The 13,908-nt window shown below is 60.4% G+C and carries 14 protein-coding genes and 4 pseudogenes; 8 read left to right on the forward strand and 10 right to left on the reverse strand.

Annotated elements, in window-relative coordinates:
* Both JOZ76_RS30115 and JOZ76_RS30120 read right to left on the reverse strand, forming a co-directional pair.
* Positions 1 to 267: pseudogene (locus tag JOZ76_RS30115) on the reverse strand (DUF4142 domain-containing protein); the annotation flags it as partial.
* A 10-nt stretch (positions 268 to 277) separates the two neighbouring features.
* Positions 278 to 766, reverse strand: a complete 489-nt coding sequence (locus JOZ76_RS30120; protein WP_291704939.1) for a YciE/YciF ferroxidase family protein — start codon at positions 764 to 766, stop codon at positions 278 to 280.
* 167 nt (positions 767 to 933) lie between these two features.
* On the opposite strand from JOZ76_RS30120, the gene JOZ76_RS30125 reads away from it, so the two are divergent.
* Entirely contained in the window at positions 934 to 1,137 is a 204-nt protein-coding gene (locus JOZ76_RS30125) for a CsbD family protein (protein ID WP_291704959.1), read from the forward strand.
* A gap of 39 nt (positions 1,138 to 1,176) precedes the next feature.
* Here the strand turns inward: JOZ76_RS30125 and JOZ76_RS30130 are convergent.
* Positions 1,177 to 1,902, reverse strand: a pseudogene (locus JOZ76_RS30130) (IS256 family transposase); the annotation flags it as partial.
* Between JOZ76_RS30130 and JOZ76_RS30135 the strand changes: the two are divergent.
* A pseudogene (locus JOZ76_RS30135) lies at positions 1,895 to 2,122 on the forward strand (IS256 family transposase); the annotation flags it as partial. The pseudogenes JOZ76_RS30130 and JOZ76_RS30135 overlap by 8 nt on opposite strands.
* Positions 2,123 to 2,331: 209 nt before the next feature.
* Here JOZ76_RS30135 and JOZ76_RS30140 read toward each other — a convergent pair.
* Entirely contained in the window at positions 2,332 to 2,472 is a 141-nt protein-coding gene (locus JOZ76_RS30140) for a hypothetical protein (RefSeq protein WP_291704963.1), read from the reverse strand.
* A gap of 125 nt (positions 2,473 to 2,597) precedes the next feature.
* Here JOZ76_RS30140 and JOZ76_RS30145 point away from each other — a divergent pair, with 125 nt between their 5' ends.
* Entirely contained in the window at positions 2,598 to 3,041 is a 444-nt protein-coding gene (locus JOZ76_RS30145) for a YqaA family protein (RefSeq protein ID WP_291704941.1), read from the forward strand.
* 155 nt (positions 3,042 to 3,196) lie between these two features.
* Here the strand turns inward: JOZ76_RS30145 and JOZ76_RS30150 are convergent.
* The 3 genes and pseudogenes from JOZ76_RS30150 to JOZ76_RS30160 all read right to left on the reverse strand — a co-directional run.
* Positions 3,197 to 3,634, reverse strand: a pseudogene (locus tag JOZ76_RS30150) (integrase); the annotation flags it as partial.
* Positions 3,635 to 3,699: 65 nt separating this feature from the next.
* On the reverse strand, positions 3,700 to 5,043 hold the full coding sequence (locus JOZ76_RS30155; protein ID WP_291704942.1) for a TadE/TadG family type IV pilus assembly protein: 1,344 nt from the start codon (positions 5,041 to 5,043) through the stop codon (positions 3,700 to 3,702).
* 110 nt (positions 5,044 to 5,153) lie between these two features.
* A complete protein-coding gene (locus tag JOZ76_RS30160; RefSeq protein ID WP_291704944.1) occupies positions 5,154 to 5,342 on the reverse strand; it encodes a hypothetical protein in 189 nt (62 codons plus the stop codon).
* Between the two features lie 27 nt (positions 5,343 to 5,369).
* Here JOZ76_RS30160 and JOZ76_RS30165 point away from each other — a divergent pair, with 27 nt between their 5' ends.
* The gene (locus tag JOZ76_RS30165) at positions 5,370 to 5,597 is read left to right on the forward strand and encodes a hypothetical protein (protein ID WP_291704946.1); all 228 of its coding nucleotides are present in this window, start codon (positions 5,370 to 5,372) and stop codon (positions 5,595 to 5,597) included.
* A 972-nt stretch (positions 5,598 to 6,569) separates the two neighbouring features.
* Here the strand turns inward: JOZ76_RS30165 and JOZ76_RS30170 are convergent.
* Both JOZ76_RS30170 and JOZ76_RS30175 read right to left on the reverse strand, forming a co-directional pair.
* Complete coding sequence (locus tag JOZ76_RS30170; RefSeq protein WP_291704948.1) at positions 6,570 to 7,793, reverse strand: TadE/TadG family type IV pilus assembly protein; 1,224 nt, start codon at positions 7,791 to 7,793, stop codon at positions 6,570 to 6,572.
* 75 nt (positions 7,794 to 7,868) lie between these two features.
* On the reverse strand, positions 7,869 to 8,096 hold the full coding sequence (locus tag JOZ76_RS30175) for a Flp family type IVb pilin (RefSeq protein ID WP_441300128.1): 228 nt from the start codon (positions 8,094 to 8,096) through the stop codon (positions 7,869 to 7,871).
* A 547-nt stretch (positions 8,097 to 8,643) separates the two neighbouring features.
* On the opposite strand from JOZ76_RS30175, the gene JOZ76_RS30180 reads away from it, so the two are divergent.
* Positions 8,644 to 9,294, forward strand: coding sequence for an outer membrane protein (locus tag JOZ76_RS30180; protein WP_366112881.1), 651 nt, complete (start codon positions 8,644 to 8,646; stop codon positions 9,292 to 9,294).
* Between the two features lie 218 nt (positions 9,295 to 9,512).
* On the opposite strand, the gene JOZ76_RS30185 is transcribed toward JOZ76_RS30180, so the two are convergent.
* Positions 9,513 to 10,106: a hypothetical protein gene (locus JOZ76_RS30185; protein ID WP_291704951.1), complete on the reverse strand. Its 594-nt coding sequence runs from the start codon at positions 10,104 to 10,106 to the stop codon at positions 9,513 to 9,515.
* A gap of 542 nt (positions 10,107 to 10,648) precedes the next feature.
* Between JOZ76_RS30185 and JOZ76_RS30190 the strand changes: the two genes are divergently transcribed.
* The 3 genes from JOZ76_RS30190 to JOZ76_RS30200 form a co-directional block, all read left to right on the forward strand.
* Positions 10,649 to 10,933 carry a tyrosine-type recombinase/integrase gene (locus JOZ76_RS30190; protein ID WP_441300129.1) on the forward strand — a complete coding sequence of 95 codons (285 nt, stop codon included), beginning with the start codon at positions 10,649 to 10,651 and terminating at the stop codon, positions 10,931 to 10,933.
* Between the two features lie 660 nt (positions 10,934 to 11,593).
* Positions 11,594 to 11,791, forward strand: a complete 198-nt coding sequence (locus JOZ76_RS30195; RefSeq protein ID WP_291704954.1) for a hypothetical protein — start codon at positions 11,594 to 11,596, stop codon at positions 11,789 to 11,791.
* A 449-nt stretch (positions 11,792 to 12,240) separates the two neighbouring features.
* Positions 12,241 to 13,908, forward strand: a 1,668-nt coding sequence (locus tag JOZ76_RS30200; protein ID WP_291704957.1) for a recombinase family protein, incomplete at its 3' end; no start/stop codon positions are given.

Genomic DNA, 13,908 nt, shown 5'->3' on the forward strand with positions numbered 1-13,908 from the left:
AACTAACCCAGCGACGACCGCGCCACGATCTATGGCGCGCCGCTCTGGATGAGCAAACTGCTTTTCGTCGGGATCGCCCTTCTGCTCGGCGATCTTTGCGGCGCCTAATTCCAGCATATCGCTTGTCGCGGCCTCCTTGATGAAATCCTCGGTCTTGGGCGCGATGCCAAGAGCCGAGTTGACGCCGGTCTGCTCGCCGACCGACTGTGCAAAGGCGGTTGAGTTCAATGCTGAGACAAGCACGGCCGATAAGATGAATTTTCGCATCACCGCCCCCTCAAGCCGCTTCGGCGTTGACCGCGCTGACGGCCAGTTTCGAGAGCGCATCATCAGTCTTCTTTTCCTCGGCGAGTGTTTCGTCGAGAAGCTTGGCGGCGTCCTTGTGACCAAGCTTGCCGGCCCACGTTTTCAGCGTGCCGTAACGGGAAATCTCGTAGTGCTCGACAGCCTGGGCGGCGGCCAACAAGCCGGCATCGAGCGCCGACGTGTCGGCATACTCGTCCATGATTTCCTTGCCTTCATCGAGAATGCCCTCGATGGCGTCACACTTCTTGCCGCGGGCGGGCTTGCCCAGCAGCTCGAAGATCTTCTCCAGCCGCTCGATCTGGCCTTCGGTTTCGTCATGGTGTTTCTCGAAGGCAGCGCGCAACTGATCAGAGTTGGCGGCTTTGGCCATTTTCGGAAGCGACTTATAAATCTGCTTCTCTGCGTAGTAGATGTCTTTCAAAGTGTCGACGAACAGCTCGTTGAGATCTTTCTCGGCCATGGTGTGCTCCGGGAGGAATGCGAGTGGACAATCTGCCGCTTAAACTCGCGCAAATGATCAATGTTCCTTGCTTCTGCGGCTTGCGCCGATCAAAGCGCAAATGCCGCGGCAGGGAACCGGTAGAACGCCTCTCGGTTAAATCAAAACCTTAAGCGAGGAGGAACCGCATGGATTGGAATCGAGTCGAAGGTAACTGGAAGCAGGTCAAGGGCAAGGTCAAGGAACAGTGGGGCAAGCTCACGGATGATGACCTCGATGTCATCAATGGCAAGCAGGATCAGCTCGAAGGCCGCCTGCAGCAGCGGTATGGCTATGCGAAAGACCAGGCCGCAAAGGAAGTGAACGACTGGTACGGCCGCCAGACATGGTAATAGGTCCGACCTGAATAAGGAAGGGCCCCGCTCGCGAAGCGCGAAGGTGCTTTCAATGGGATTGGTCGTCCGCAGGTGTTTCCAATGCTCGGCCGGAAAGTCGTAGAACGCCAGTAGCGCGTCTCGATGCTGGCTCAGGCAGTCCGCCGCCTTCGCGTATTTCAGCGCGTAGCTCTCCACGAACGCGTCGAACGCCAGTTCGGCGGCGGCCTTGGTTTCGGCCATCCAGATCTCCTGCAACTCGCGTTTGGCTTTGGACTGCTGGCTCTTCGGCAATTTGGCGAGCACGTTCGCGCTCTTGTGCACCCAGCAACGCTGCTCGCGCGTTTTCGGCCAGATCTCGCCGGCGGCCTTCCAGAACCCGAGCGCGCCGTCAGCGATGGTAAGCCGCGGCGACACCTCGAGCCCGCGCCGCTTCAGATCGAGCAACAGATCGCGCCAGTCGTGCGCGCTCTCACGGGCGCCATCGGTGAAGCCGACCAGTTCCTTGCGGCCCTCCGGCGTCGCGCCGATCAGCACCAGGATGCACATGCTTCTCGTCTTCGAGGCGCGCTGGAGATGGATGCCATCGGCCCAGATGTAGACGTAACGCTTGGCCGACAGATCGCGCTTCTGCCACGCGGTGTGTTCGTCGAGCCAACCGTCCTTCAGGCGGCCGATGGCGGGTGCCGACAACCCGGCGGCATCCTTGCCGAGCAGCGCCGCCAGAGCCTCGGAGAAGTCGCCGGTGGAGATCCCCTTCAGGTAAAGGATCGCAAGCAACGTTCTCGGCAAGCATGCCGATTTGAAGACCGCGGACGGCCACCAGCGCGTCGTCCGCCACTGTCACCTGCCGGAGCGCGAGGTGATGACCGGCATCGGTCCGGTCGCCGTCCGCCAGCCGCGTGTTCGCGATCGCGATGCGGACGCCGCCGATCCCGAGCGCATCCGGTTCTCTCCGTCGATCCTGCCGCCCTACATGCGCCGCTCGAAATCGACGAGAACCGGCGGAAGCGGGTCTGCTGCCCTTGCTGTAGTTGTAGTAGAGCGGATTGGGTTGGTCGACGCCGAACAAAGGACCGGCGGCAGCGTCGACGTCGAAGCGCCGAGGGGAAGGGGTCTTGCTTTGCGGTACCGCTGCCGCTCTCGCACGCGATCGACAAGCGCGCTTACTCGTCGCGTTTCGAAGCTCAGCGCCGCTGAGCCGGGCGAACTCTAAGCAAGACACTGAAAGTCTGCGGCCTCGGCCTCGACCGCCTGGGCCAGCAGAGCACGCGCCCCATTGCGCAAGATTTCGGTGAGGTGGTCGTCGACGTTTCCTGGCTGAATCAGCTTGATGATGTTATCCTTGGACACGGCATATCGCTCCTTCGGTGGAGAAGTGGAGGCGTCAAGCACCCCCACGGATATGCCGCCTTCCCGATTCCCGCCGTCACCAACTTTCAGCGATACCTCATTGGGCAATCCTGCCAAGGCCAACGATGCTGCTTTTTTCCAACAATCGTGAGGTGTGGCTGCGCCGCGCCGAGGCCTTCTCAGACAGCAGATCAGGCGTAGCGGTGCTTGCGGCAATCGCTTTTGCAGACAGTTCCGTTCTTCCTGTTCTGCCGGATCTGCTCCTCATCCCAATGTTGCTCCTCAAGCCAGATCGGACCTTCTCGCTGACCGCAACTTGCGCGGTCGCATCATCCACCGGAGCTCTGGTCGGCTACGGCATTGGGCATGTCGCCTGGGCCAGCCTAGCTGAGACCCTGGTCAAGATGTATGGGCAGGCCGACAATTTTCAGCGCTACCAGAGGCTGGTCGAAGACTGGGGATTGTGGATCATCATCGCCAAGAGCTTCACGCCGTTACCCTTCAAATTCATCGCCATTGCCGCCGGCGTCGCCTCGATGGATCTCTTGACCTTCACGTTGCAACCGTAATCGGACGCACCCTGCATTTTGCCATCCTCGCGTTGCTTGTGGCGTCCTGGGGTCAGCAATTTCTGCAACTGGTTGCAAAATATGAGCGTTGGCTTCTCGGCCTCGGAGTTCTCGGAGCGATCAGTCTAGGGATCGCCTACGTTACGCGGTGATCATTCCGCTTCAGAGAGGCGACGCGAGCGCACATTGTCCTTCGGCTTGCGGATGCCGTGGGCCGGATTACTTCTATAATGCCGGCTTCAACCGCATAGGTGAGGATGCCGCCGAGGAGGCCAACGGTCCGCGTGGCCGCGCCAGCACCCCCGCGCACGTTGGCCTTTCCGCGGAGCTTCTTGGTTTTTACGCTGACGCGGGTTTTTGCCGGCCATGATGTCCTTCAGGACCTTGTTGATATCGGCTTGACGAGGGCCTTGACGCGACGAGTGCCGATCAGCGGCACGATATGGCGATTGATACGACCTGTGTCCGTCACCATCGTCGTTGCCTTCTTTGGTCGTCCGCCTTTACCGAGAAGAAGGCTGGCTTCGAAGTCCTTAGTAAAGTTGGCAGAGCTCTTTGACCGCGACCGCCTTGTGGTCAAGTTGCCGCTCTTCCAAGCCCCTGCGATTTCGCTGCTTGTGGGGCTGGGCGTGCGCGCCGAGGGGCCCGGCGCAACCACTCAATTCGACAGATGCGACTCAATCGCCTGGATCGCCGTACTGAACAGCATGCTCATCGCGCTCGTGATGTCGTCGTCGGTCGAGACGGCGAAATAGAGACCGGGGCTGGCGCAGCTCTGCAGGTTCGGTCCGATGTTGCTCTGAAACGGAGCGACGAAACTTTTATAGAAGCCGTCTGTCGGTAGCGGATAATACTGCGTATAAAGGATTGCGATATCGATTCCCCGGTTCTTGATCGTCGAGCACAGGGAGATGTCGAAGGGCTGCAGGCAGCGGGTAATGCCGTGATGCGTGATGACGGGCTGGCTGCATGTCGAGGTCTGCTTGCTCTCGACCCCATCGGTGACGATGAAGAGCAGTTCCTTCGGCGCGCTGCCGGAAGCGCCGGTTCCCGGCGTCGTCATGATGCCGTTCATGCTGTTGATGGCCGATCCGAAGTCGGTATCGGTATCGCCGTCATACAGCGAGGAGGTCAGGTTGTTCTGCGTGTAGACCTCCAACACGTCTACCCCAGCGGCGGCCGTCCCCGCCTGCGACAGGTTCGAGGTCAGGGATTGCACGGTGGTGAGCGTGGTACCGAGGTTTGAGGTGTTGAACGTATAGACGCCCATCCGGAACGTGGTGTTGGTCTGGGCCGCGAGCGACGTTGCGGAGCTGGTGAGCGCTTTGGTGGCGGTTCCCATGTTCTGAATGCGCGTCACCACACTGAGCGACTGTGCCAGCCGGTAATTGTCCCAGCCAGTCGGATTGCCCGGAGTGTCGGTGCTGTTCGGATTGGACTGATGACAGGCGAAGGCGCAGCCGGCGCCGTTTTCCTGCTGGGGTGTGTTCGCCAGCATGGTATTGATGCCCGCAGTGGTTGCCGCAAGCGCCATTGACGGCGAATTGTCCAGCATCATGTAGAAGTCGATATTCGCTGCCGTGGCTGCGCTCGCGGTCGAGGTGCCGGATAGCGGCCACGTCGTCTGCCCCAACACATTGGGAAACAGATTGGCCGAGGTCGCCGTGAACGCGACGGTTGCGCTGCGGGCAAGGCCGTTCTGGGAGATGCTCACGGTGGGCGAGGTGAAGGTCACGCCCGCTACTGCCGAGGCCTGCGCGGAGAACACGTTGTTCGCGACGGTCTGCGCCTGCGTGGTCGACTGGCTCATCAACGACGGTGAGACCGCCGCGAGCGCCGCGGAATCCGCTGCGGCATTCAGGCGCTGCTGCCGCGCGACCGCCGTGGCGTAGTCGAGCGCCATGCCGATCAGAAACACGATCGGAACGATGCAGAGAGCGAATGTGATGGCGACATTGCCCTGGCGGTGGTGAAAGAGACGGCTCACGAGATCGCGAAACATGTCACGCCTTCAATTCAACAGATGGGCCTCGACGCGTTGGACGACGGTGTTGGACAGCGTGGTCAAGTCGCGTATCGAGCGGGTAATATTCGGTATAAAGGATCGCGATCTTAATGCTGCGGGCTCTTGATCGCTGTGCACATCGTCGTGTTGAACGGCTGGATGCAGCGCGAGAAGCCCGACAGATTGATCATCGTACACGCGCAGGATGTCGCTTTCTTGTCCTTCACACCGTCGGTCACGATGAACAGGATCGCCTGCAGCGAGGAGCCGGACGTGCCGGTGCCCGGCGTCGTCATGATGCCGACCCAGCTGGTGAACCGCGATTGCGTGAGGCCGAAATTTTGCGCCTGCCGGTGCGGATGGTTCGTCTCGCCTGGCTGACCCTCTCGTCGAGGAGCCTTCGGGCGGAAAACCACCATTGTCTGCGGGATGGCCTCGAGCAGCGCGATGAAGGGCGCCGCGACGAGCGCGAACTCGACGGCCGTCGCGCCGCTTTTCGGGCGTATCAGGCTCCGGCAGCGAAGAAACTGCGTGTCGTGGGATCGAGCTAGGTCTATCTACAACCATTCTGGCCTCGGTCGCGCGACATCAGCTGAAGCACACGCGGCAGTCTTCCATGCAGCGGATTCCTCGCACCAATTGCTGAAGCGAGCGTTATTTTGGCCCTGAATCCGTAGTTCTACGTGCGGCTCGCCCGTCAGGCCTGGGCGCGACGGATTATTGCGTGACCAGCTCGGTGTTCGCGCAGGTCGCGCATCGCATGCTCGCGCAGCATGCCGTGTTTGGGTTAGGCTGCGTCCTCATATGCGGCTTTGCGGCTCGACCGAATCCGATTTAATGAATCGAATCTTTTCCCTAAGATTTGCTTCGCACTGCTCGATCGGCGCTGCTTCGTTGCCGAACCTTGTTTTTCAATCACGCTCTTGCGGGTCCATCGCTGACCCTCTCGCCCTTGTTTTCCGGCCGGGCCGCTTGAGTTTTTCGGCTAGTGTGACGAAGAAGCTTTTCTTCACGACAACCGGCCTTCTGGCGTTGGCAACATCTGCCTTCGCGGCCGATCTGCCAGCCAACGTCCCGCTGGCGACCAAAGCGCCCTATGTGGCTCCAGTCATTTTCAGCAGGACGGGCTGCTAGGCCGGCGTCGAACGCAGCGGCAACTGGCACGAAGTTCGCAGACCACGACGACAGCACTGGCTGTGGGCGTGCCGATCGCGCGCAACGTCAATCTCAGCAGCGGAATCTCCGCTGCGCCGGCATGTCCTCGACCAGCTCCTGTCGGGGGATTCGGCGGCGAACGGCAATCTACTGCGCAATTTCACTCAACGCATCGAGCTCATGCGTAGTGGCCTAGCGCTTTAATGGCTTCGTGAAATCTTACTCACATTCGACAGCATCGAGACGTATTCGCAGCAGAACATAGCGCGCCAACTTCAGACGCGAAAACAGTCGCCGCACTCGTGCGCTCTGGGGGCCAGCATGCGTTGACTGTGCCGGCGCAAGCGATGCAGAGCCTCGCGCGAAAGTCATCTGGACAGATAGGCGCTGCTAGCAGCGCCGTTGGGGGACGACATCGATAGCGCACCAGGCGCAATGGTCCAGTTCAGCGGATCCAGGATCAAGGTCGAGAACACCATGGTGACGCTGTTGCTCGAAAGGTTCGATATTCCATTGAACGTGACCTCCCGGCTCGGCAGATAGAGCAGACCGGTGAAGCTCGAACTGCTGGTACCGTCGATCGCAAGCTGCGTATTGCTAAGACCTGTCGGCTCGAACATCAGGATGTTCGCATAGGTGCCGGTGGTCGGGGCCGAAAGATTTGCGGTTACGTTGCTGTTGAACTGGATGTACGAGTTCTGGTCCGCGAAATAGAATGTCACGCCCGTGCCGTTGACGGTCCAGCCCGAGTTGAGGATCATCGATCCGTTTTGGAGGACATAGAGGCCCGAATTCAGGGTCAACGTTCCCGAGCCGTTGAAATTAACTCCGCCGCAATAGGTCCCCGGGTTGAGCGTCACGTTACCACTTAACGGGCTCTGGTAGATGCACGTTCCTGGGGTCACCGTCGGCAGCTTGCCGGCGAAAGGATCGCTGATGGCGGGGCAATTTGTGACTGCCGGCGGAGTAACGCCGCCGTTCTCGATGATGGTCGAACCCTTGATGCAAATCCGCTTGACATTCAGCGTCGAATTGAAGATCGCGGCTGGACTCTGCGTGGAGAGGACGTCAATCTCGCAGCTCGGCGCGTTGAGCTGGACTCCGGAATTGACCAACAAGGCCTGCGAATACAGCGTGTTGACGAGCAGGATGCAAACCGGGGTCGTCGCCTGAGCGCCGGGGGTTGCGGTCGCGGCGGCGGTCACGGTCATGGAGGACATGCCGAGGACGGTCAGGAACGAGGTGCTGACGCTCGAACTTGCCGTGCCGCTCAGTGACTTGTCCGCGTTTTGCACGAAAGAGGTCGTGGCGGCCGTCCCAAACTTGCCAACGAAATCGCCGTTGAACACGCTACTCGCCGTCGAAATCTGGTTCGACGTCGGCTGCGCTACGCCTGCCAGCACCGCGGCATCCAGCGAACTCTGCAACTGCGTCTTGACGTCGCTTGCCTTCGACAGGTCGACGGCGGCGCCGATCGCGCCGATGACGGGAATGGTCGCCAGCGCAAAGATCACCGCCAGGTTGCCGTCACGAGCATGGCGGAACCCACGGATGAGATCGCGAAGGCGTTCAAATCTGCGATGAGCCGTCATGGGGTCGATCCTAAGAGATCCCGTGCATTTTGGGTGACGTCGGTCGCGAAGTTACGATCCCTGACTGGCAGCGTCCTACTTCAGCGACGAGCTCACGGAGGTAAACAAATTGTTGACCGTCGTCCCGAGACTGTTAACAGCCACAATTATGGCGATGGAGATGCCTCCAGCAATCAAGGCGTATTCGATCGCCGTTGCGGCCGATCGATCGGCTAAAAAGCCATGGACCAATTGTCGCAAGGCGCACCTCCTGGTGTTCAGCAAATGGGATTCTTCCGAAATTCCATTGATGATGCTGATCAACGGAACTCAACAATTCTAAAATCTTTATGGTTAATAAGAACGATCCCGTAATCATACGGCGCCCGGAAAGACGCTGGCGACAAACGGCGTGAATGGCGGGTCTGCGAGGACTCTTTCGAGGCGCAAGCGAAGGAAATTGGCGACGGCCGGCCCGTGCCGCGCGGTCGATCGGGTCCTGCCGACAGCAACTTAGATTGCAATTGTGCCGGCCCTGCAAAAGAGAAGATGTGTTTGCGCACACCTTGAGCGGATGCTCAAGCTTGATCGTTCGGGTTGTGACCGTCGAGCGCGCTTTCAGACTGCGCGGCCTCTCTTGCTCAGCATTCACAACCTGCGCGGGAAACCGAGTTTCCTTCGTCAGTGGCCGCCCAGCCACAGAAGGTTCACCGATAGTGCGGTAGCATGCTCTTGGCTGAGTGTAATGAGATCGAAAACGAATATGCGTTACGTCCTTTGCGCCTTCGTTGCCGTTGCGTCGGCCGTTGGCAGTCTGGCATCCGCGTCGGCCGCTGATCTCCCCCAAGCCATGCCGACTAAGGCGCCGATTATGGTGGCGCCGACATACGACTGGAGCGGCTTCTATATCGGGGGACATGTCGGAGCCGTGTGGGACCACCGGACAGTGACCACGAACAATATCGCCACAGGCGTGGCGGTGCCGCTTGCCACCGGAACCGGCAATCTGAACAGTGTCACCGGCGGCGCTCAGGCCGGCTTCAACTTCGTGTTGGCGCCAAACTGGATCGCAGGCGTGGAGGCCGATGTTTCCGGCGCGGGCCTCGATGGCACGACCGTCGTGACCGTCACGCGGTTCGGCTCCGACCAGCATCACAACGAGCTCGACCTCTACGGCACGGTGCGTGGGCGCGTCGGCTATGCCCTCAGCAATGTCCTGCTTTACGGCACCGGCGGCTTTGCCTGGGCGGACGAGAAGATCACCCGCACGCAGGTGACCGGCGTCCTGGCCAATGCGGTTGCGCCCGTCTCCGAAACCACCACGCAGACCGGGATCGGCTGGGCCACCGGCGCCGGCGTCGAATGGGGTTTTGCGCCGAACTGGAACGCTCGCGCCGAGTATCTGCATCTCGATCTCGGAACGCAGTCCTTCACCTTTCCGCTCGCCATGCAGCGCAATGACGCCAAGGTCAATCTCGAAGTCGTGCGAGTGGGCGTGAACTACAAGTTCGGGGGCTGGTGAGACCGGTCACGAAGTGAGCCGCGAATGCGGTCTGCCAGTCCGGAAGCGAAACATGCATCGCTGGCGATCGGCGGACAGATCAACGCAGCGGCTGCTCCCCGCTCGTCGATGCTCGTGCGCGAGTCGCGGAGGATGATCTGGCGTACCGCGCGAGTCCCGCGTCAGCAGGCCGGAAATTCGAACTCACCCTTGGCTCATCTGTGCAACGTGTGAAGTCGCTAACCTCGTCTCCGTCCTAAGGCGAAGGCCACACGTTCGAATCGTGTCGGGTGCGCCATTTCCGGTCCCAAACCACGAACGTTTTGGAGGGGGCTGGATTTGCCGAGAACAGCCGCTCTGACGGCCTCCTTGCTGCCGACGATTTTCACCGATTTGTCACCGACGATGATGGCGCCGATCAGCGTACGCAGATATACCTTGCGCGCGGGCGTTTCGCCATTATCGATCAGGTCTCTCATGAGTTTGCTGAACGCAGCGGTCCTTTCCGGGTCGATGCTGGCCGATGGCAGCCCTTGCGAGGCTGCGTGGTCATAGGCCGCGTGAGCCTTCTCGCGGTCGGCTTTGAGCTCAACGATACGCTCGCGAAGAAGATCGTCGAGTTCGACGATGCCTTCCTCAATCCCGCGATATAGCCGCTTGAGGCGATCGTCGGCGTGGACGACCTGAGATTTCAGCGAAGCGAGGCGGCGGTCAACGGCGGCGGTGCGCTCCTGGCGCCGGGCGGCAATCGCGGAAAGCAGTTCGGCCAGACGTTCGGGCGCAAACATGTTCTCCTTGAGCGCCGTCAGAACCAGATCATCGAGGAAAGCCATTCGGATCGTGTTCCCCCGGCAGGCCGTTGGTCCCTTCTGCGCAAGGCTGGCGCAGGTGTAATAGGCGTAGACGCGCCCCGTACTGGAGGTTCCGGTCCGCTGCGTCATCCCCCGCCGCAATGAGCGCATTTGGCAAGTCCAGTCAGGAGGATCGGGCCCGTGACCACACGCGGGGCTGTGACCTTGGGATTATTCCATCCTTCGGCATCAAGCGGCCGAAGGGCAAGGAGATCCGCGCCTGGACCGATCGCGAGTTGGCGTTCGAGCGGCGATGGCCAAATCGGGACGAAGCAGCGCACCGCTTACGCCTTGATGCTCAACATGGGCACCGCGCGCGTGATACCCATCTGCTCACATGGCACCAGGTGGACACGACGCCACCTATACGCGCCACAAGACCGGCGTTCCGGTCGAGATGGCGGTTGCCGAAGACTTGCGGAACACCCTCGAGGCGACGCCACGCAAGCACGTGACCGTCATCAACACCGAGTACAGCAAGCCCTTCACGGTGGACGGCTTCAGCCGTTTCATGCGGGGACGCGATCACCGCCGCCGGCCTACCGCTCGGCTGCCAACCCCACGGGTTGCGCAAGACACTCGGACGCCTGATGGCCGATGCGGGATGCACGGCGCACGAGATCATGGCCGCCCTCGGGCACACCACTCTGGCTGAGGCAGAGAGGTACACGCGAAGCCGATCCCAGACGCGGTGGCAAGCGCGCCGTAGCGAAGCTCAACGAACATCGAAAGAACGAAACTCCCAAACCACATCTGAGAATTTGGGGAAATCGCGAAAACAGGGAATCGAACCCCTGTTTCAGCCTTGAGAGGGCGGTGAAGGAAACAATCCTTCAGCTGACAATTCATTCGTTTCCCGAACCGGCGTTCGTTACCCTGAACCTTACCCTGTAAAACAGAAACCATTCTGAACTGAAGGAAATTAAGAAACTATCCAGCTACTTCAATGGTGGGGGAGGCAGGACTCGAACCTGCGAAGCCATGAGGCGGCTGATTTACAGTCAACTCCCGGCCGCCCGTAACGCCGAGATCGTGTATCGATGCCGCCCAGGCATTCCCTTGCCAACAAGAACCGGAACCTGCCCTGCCCCGTCCGTTTCACAATGAACGCGCCTTTCACCGCACCAGTTTCGCACCAGAAACGATGGTGCCGAGGTGCGACGAACGCGATCCATCGCCAACGAAAGTAGAAGAAACCAACGATCCTGATCTTTTCCCTACCGCTCATAGCGGTCCGGCTGCAGGTTCGATTTTCTGCCAACCCCGCAATAGCGTATACGGCGCGCCTGCCCGGACCCCTGTGGAACAGGGATACCGAAATCCAGGCCGGACCGGTCCAGCACCCGCGCCTCCCATCCCATTTCTACGCCCGGCTACTCAATGGACGCACGCGCGCTCCGTACCGCTTTTCTTTCGGCGACGTTTCGGTTTCGACTGGGCGGCAACAGACTGCGGTTCGAGCCTGAAGCATGACCCTCAAAGCCAAAAAAATTCAGATCGACGCGCTGCGGCCTGCGGTCGACTCCGCTAATGGCAAGGGCCCCATCAACGAGTCCGTACTACGCCTCGCTCGTCTCGTCGGGAAGCAGATCGCCCGCGAGCGTTTCGAAAAAGGACGCGTTGAAGGAGAAACCCGGCAAACAAGGACAAGGAGCCGACCTGAGTGAAAGAACAGGTGAGGTCCTTTAGTTGTCCTTGGCGTTCCCGCGGAAATGGATCCCGAACATACGCCATTCGACGACCTGCTCAAATGAGACGGCTGCGTCGCGCTTCTCGATCCCGGGCCTCGTGATCCGCTAGGCTGTCCGGGGTCTGGTGAGGCAACTGCCGGGCCATCAGAAACGGACCGCGCGCGACTTGCCTCATAGAAGCGGCACGTCGGCATCGAGACTCAGCCGAAGGTCAAGCGGGCGATTGGCCTCGATGATGCGCCGAGTTGTGTAATCGTTTCGGAGTAAATTGTTGACGAACGGCCGAACGCTGGGCTTGACTCCGATCCCTGGAAAGCCAGGAACGTTCAGCCGGGCTTGTCCGCGCAGATCAAGGCCAATTACCTCTGCAGAATAACAGCCGAGCAGTGCGCCGTTGATTGCGAGGAATAAGAAGGAAGACGTCAATGACTCGCGTTGGGCTCTATGCTCGTTACTCGTCCGACAATCAGCGTGATGCATCGATCGAGGATCAGCTGCGTATCTGCCGTGAGCAGGCGAAGCGGGAGAAATGGAGGATTGTCGCCACCTACAAGGACGCGGGGATTTCGGGCGCCAGCATGATCCTCCGGCCGGGCATCCAGACGCTCCTTCGGGACGCGCAGGCGAGGCAATTCGATGTCGTGCTGGCCGAAGCGCTGGATCGGATCAGCCGAGACCAAGCCGATATAGCCACCTTATTCAAGCACCTGAAGTTCGCCGGGGTGCCGATCGTCACGCTGGCCGAGGGCGAGATTTCCGAGCTGCATGTCGGCCTCAAGGGCACGATGAACGCGCTGTTCCTGAAAGATCTTGCTGCCAAGACGCATCGCGGCGTGCGCGGCCGCGTCGAGCAAGGTAAGTCAGGGGGCGGCCTTTGCTACGGCTACAAGGTGGTGAAGAAGCTGAGCGAGCGAGGCGACCCGATCCGTGGTGACCGCGAGATTGACGCATACGAGGCCGGCGTCGTTCGACGCATCTTCCGCGACTTCGCGGCCGGGGTTGCTCCTCGTGCCATTGCCAAGGCGCTGAACGACGAAAGTATCGCAGGGCCCGAAGGCAAGCGCTGGAACGACACGACGATCCGCGGCCACGTGAAGCGCGGAACAGGCATCGTCAACAATGAGCTTTATGTCGGCCGCCTGATCTGGAACCGTCTGCGCTACGTCAAGGATCCGTCTACCGGTAAGCGCGTGTCGCGATTGAACGCGGAATCCGAATGGATCGTGTCCGAGGTTCCTCACCTGCGCATCATCGAGGATGAACTCTGGCAGGCCGTAAGAGCGCGCCACGAAGCCATCGCGGAGAAGCATGCCAACCTGACCGAAGCTGTCCGGAAGCACCACAAGAAAAACCTCCTGAACGGTGGGCGGCGACCGAAGTCGCTTCTGTCGGGGCTGATCTCGTGTGGCTGCTGTGGTGGCACCTACTCACTTCGCACCGGCGACCGCTTCGCTTGCTCCAGCCACGCTAGCAACGGTTCGTGCTCGAACAGTCGAACGATTCCGCGCAATGAGCTGGAGCACCGAGTGCTTGCGGGTCTGAAGGACCGATTGATGGCGCCGCAAGTCGCAGCCGAGGCGATGCAAGCTTACGCGGAGGAAACCAACCGCTTGAATCGCGAGCGTCGTTCAAATGGCGCCGGATGGAGAGCGGAGCTTGCCAAGATTGAGAAACAGATTGGCGGCATCATCGAGGCGATCAAGGAGGGCATGTATCAGCCGAGCATGAAGGACGCCATGAATAGTCTGGAAGACCGCAAGGCGGAACTAACCGCTCTGCTCACCCATGTGCCCCATGACGTGCCCGACCTGCTGCCCAGCGCGTCGTCGATCTACGCCAAGAAGGTCGGACGGCTGACGGAAGCGCTCAACCGGCCGCAGGAACGAGCCGAAGCCGCGGAGGCGCTGCGCGGATTGATCGATAGGATCGTGCTCACTCCAGGTCCGAACAAGGGCGAGATCGACGCCATGCTCTATGGCGATCTCGGCACGATCCTGAACTGGGTTGATCGGCAACCCATTGGAAGGACTCCAAAAACGAACACCCCCGGAGCGAGGCTCACGGGAGTGTCGGTATCGGTGGTTGCGGGGGCA

Source organism: Bradyrhizobium sp. (genome assembly GCF_019244115.1).
In the GTDB taxonomy this organism is placed as follows: Bacteria; Pseudomonadota; Alphaproteobacteria; order Rhizobiales; family Xanthobacteraceae; genus Bradyrhizobium.

Coding starts and splice junctions, on each gene's coding strand:
- JOZ76_RS30120 (WP_291704939.1), bottom strand. CDS start 766: ATGGCCGAGAAAGATCTCAACGAGCTGTTCGTCGACACTTTGAAAGAC.
- JOZ76_RS30125 (WP_291704959.1), top strand. CDS start 934: ATGGATTGGAATCGAGTCGAAGGTAACTGGAAGCAGGTCAAGGGCAAG.
- JOZ76_RS30145 (WP_291704941.1), top strand. CDS start 2,598: ATGCTGCTTTTTTCCAACAATCGTGAGGTGTGGCTGCGCCGCGCCGAG.
- JOZ76_RS30155 (WP_291704942.1), bottom strand. CDS start 5,043: ATGTTTCGCGATCTCGTGAGCCGTCTCTTTCACCACCGCCAGGGCAAT.
- JOZ76_RS30160 (WP_291704944.1), bottom strand. CDS start 5,342: ATGACGACGCCGGGCACCGGCACGTCCGGCTCCTCGCTGCAGGCGATC.
- JOZ76_RS30170 (WP_291704948.1), bottom strand. CDS start 7,793: ATGACGGCTCATCGCAGATTTGAACGCCTTCGCGATCTCATCCGTGGG.
- JOZ76_RS30180 (WP_366112881.1), top strand. CDS start 8,644: ATGGTGGCGCCGACATACGACTGGAGCGGCTTCTATATCGGGGGACAT.
- JOZ76_RS30185 (WP_291704951.1), bottom strand. CDS start 10,106: ATGGCTTTCCTCGATGATCTGGTTCTGACGGCGCTCAAGGAGAACATG.
- JOZ76_RS30195 (WP_291704954.1), top strand. CDS start 11,594: ATGACCCTCAAAGCCAAAAAAATTCAGATCGACGCGCTGCGGCCTGCG.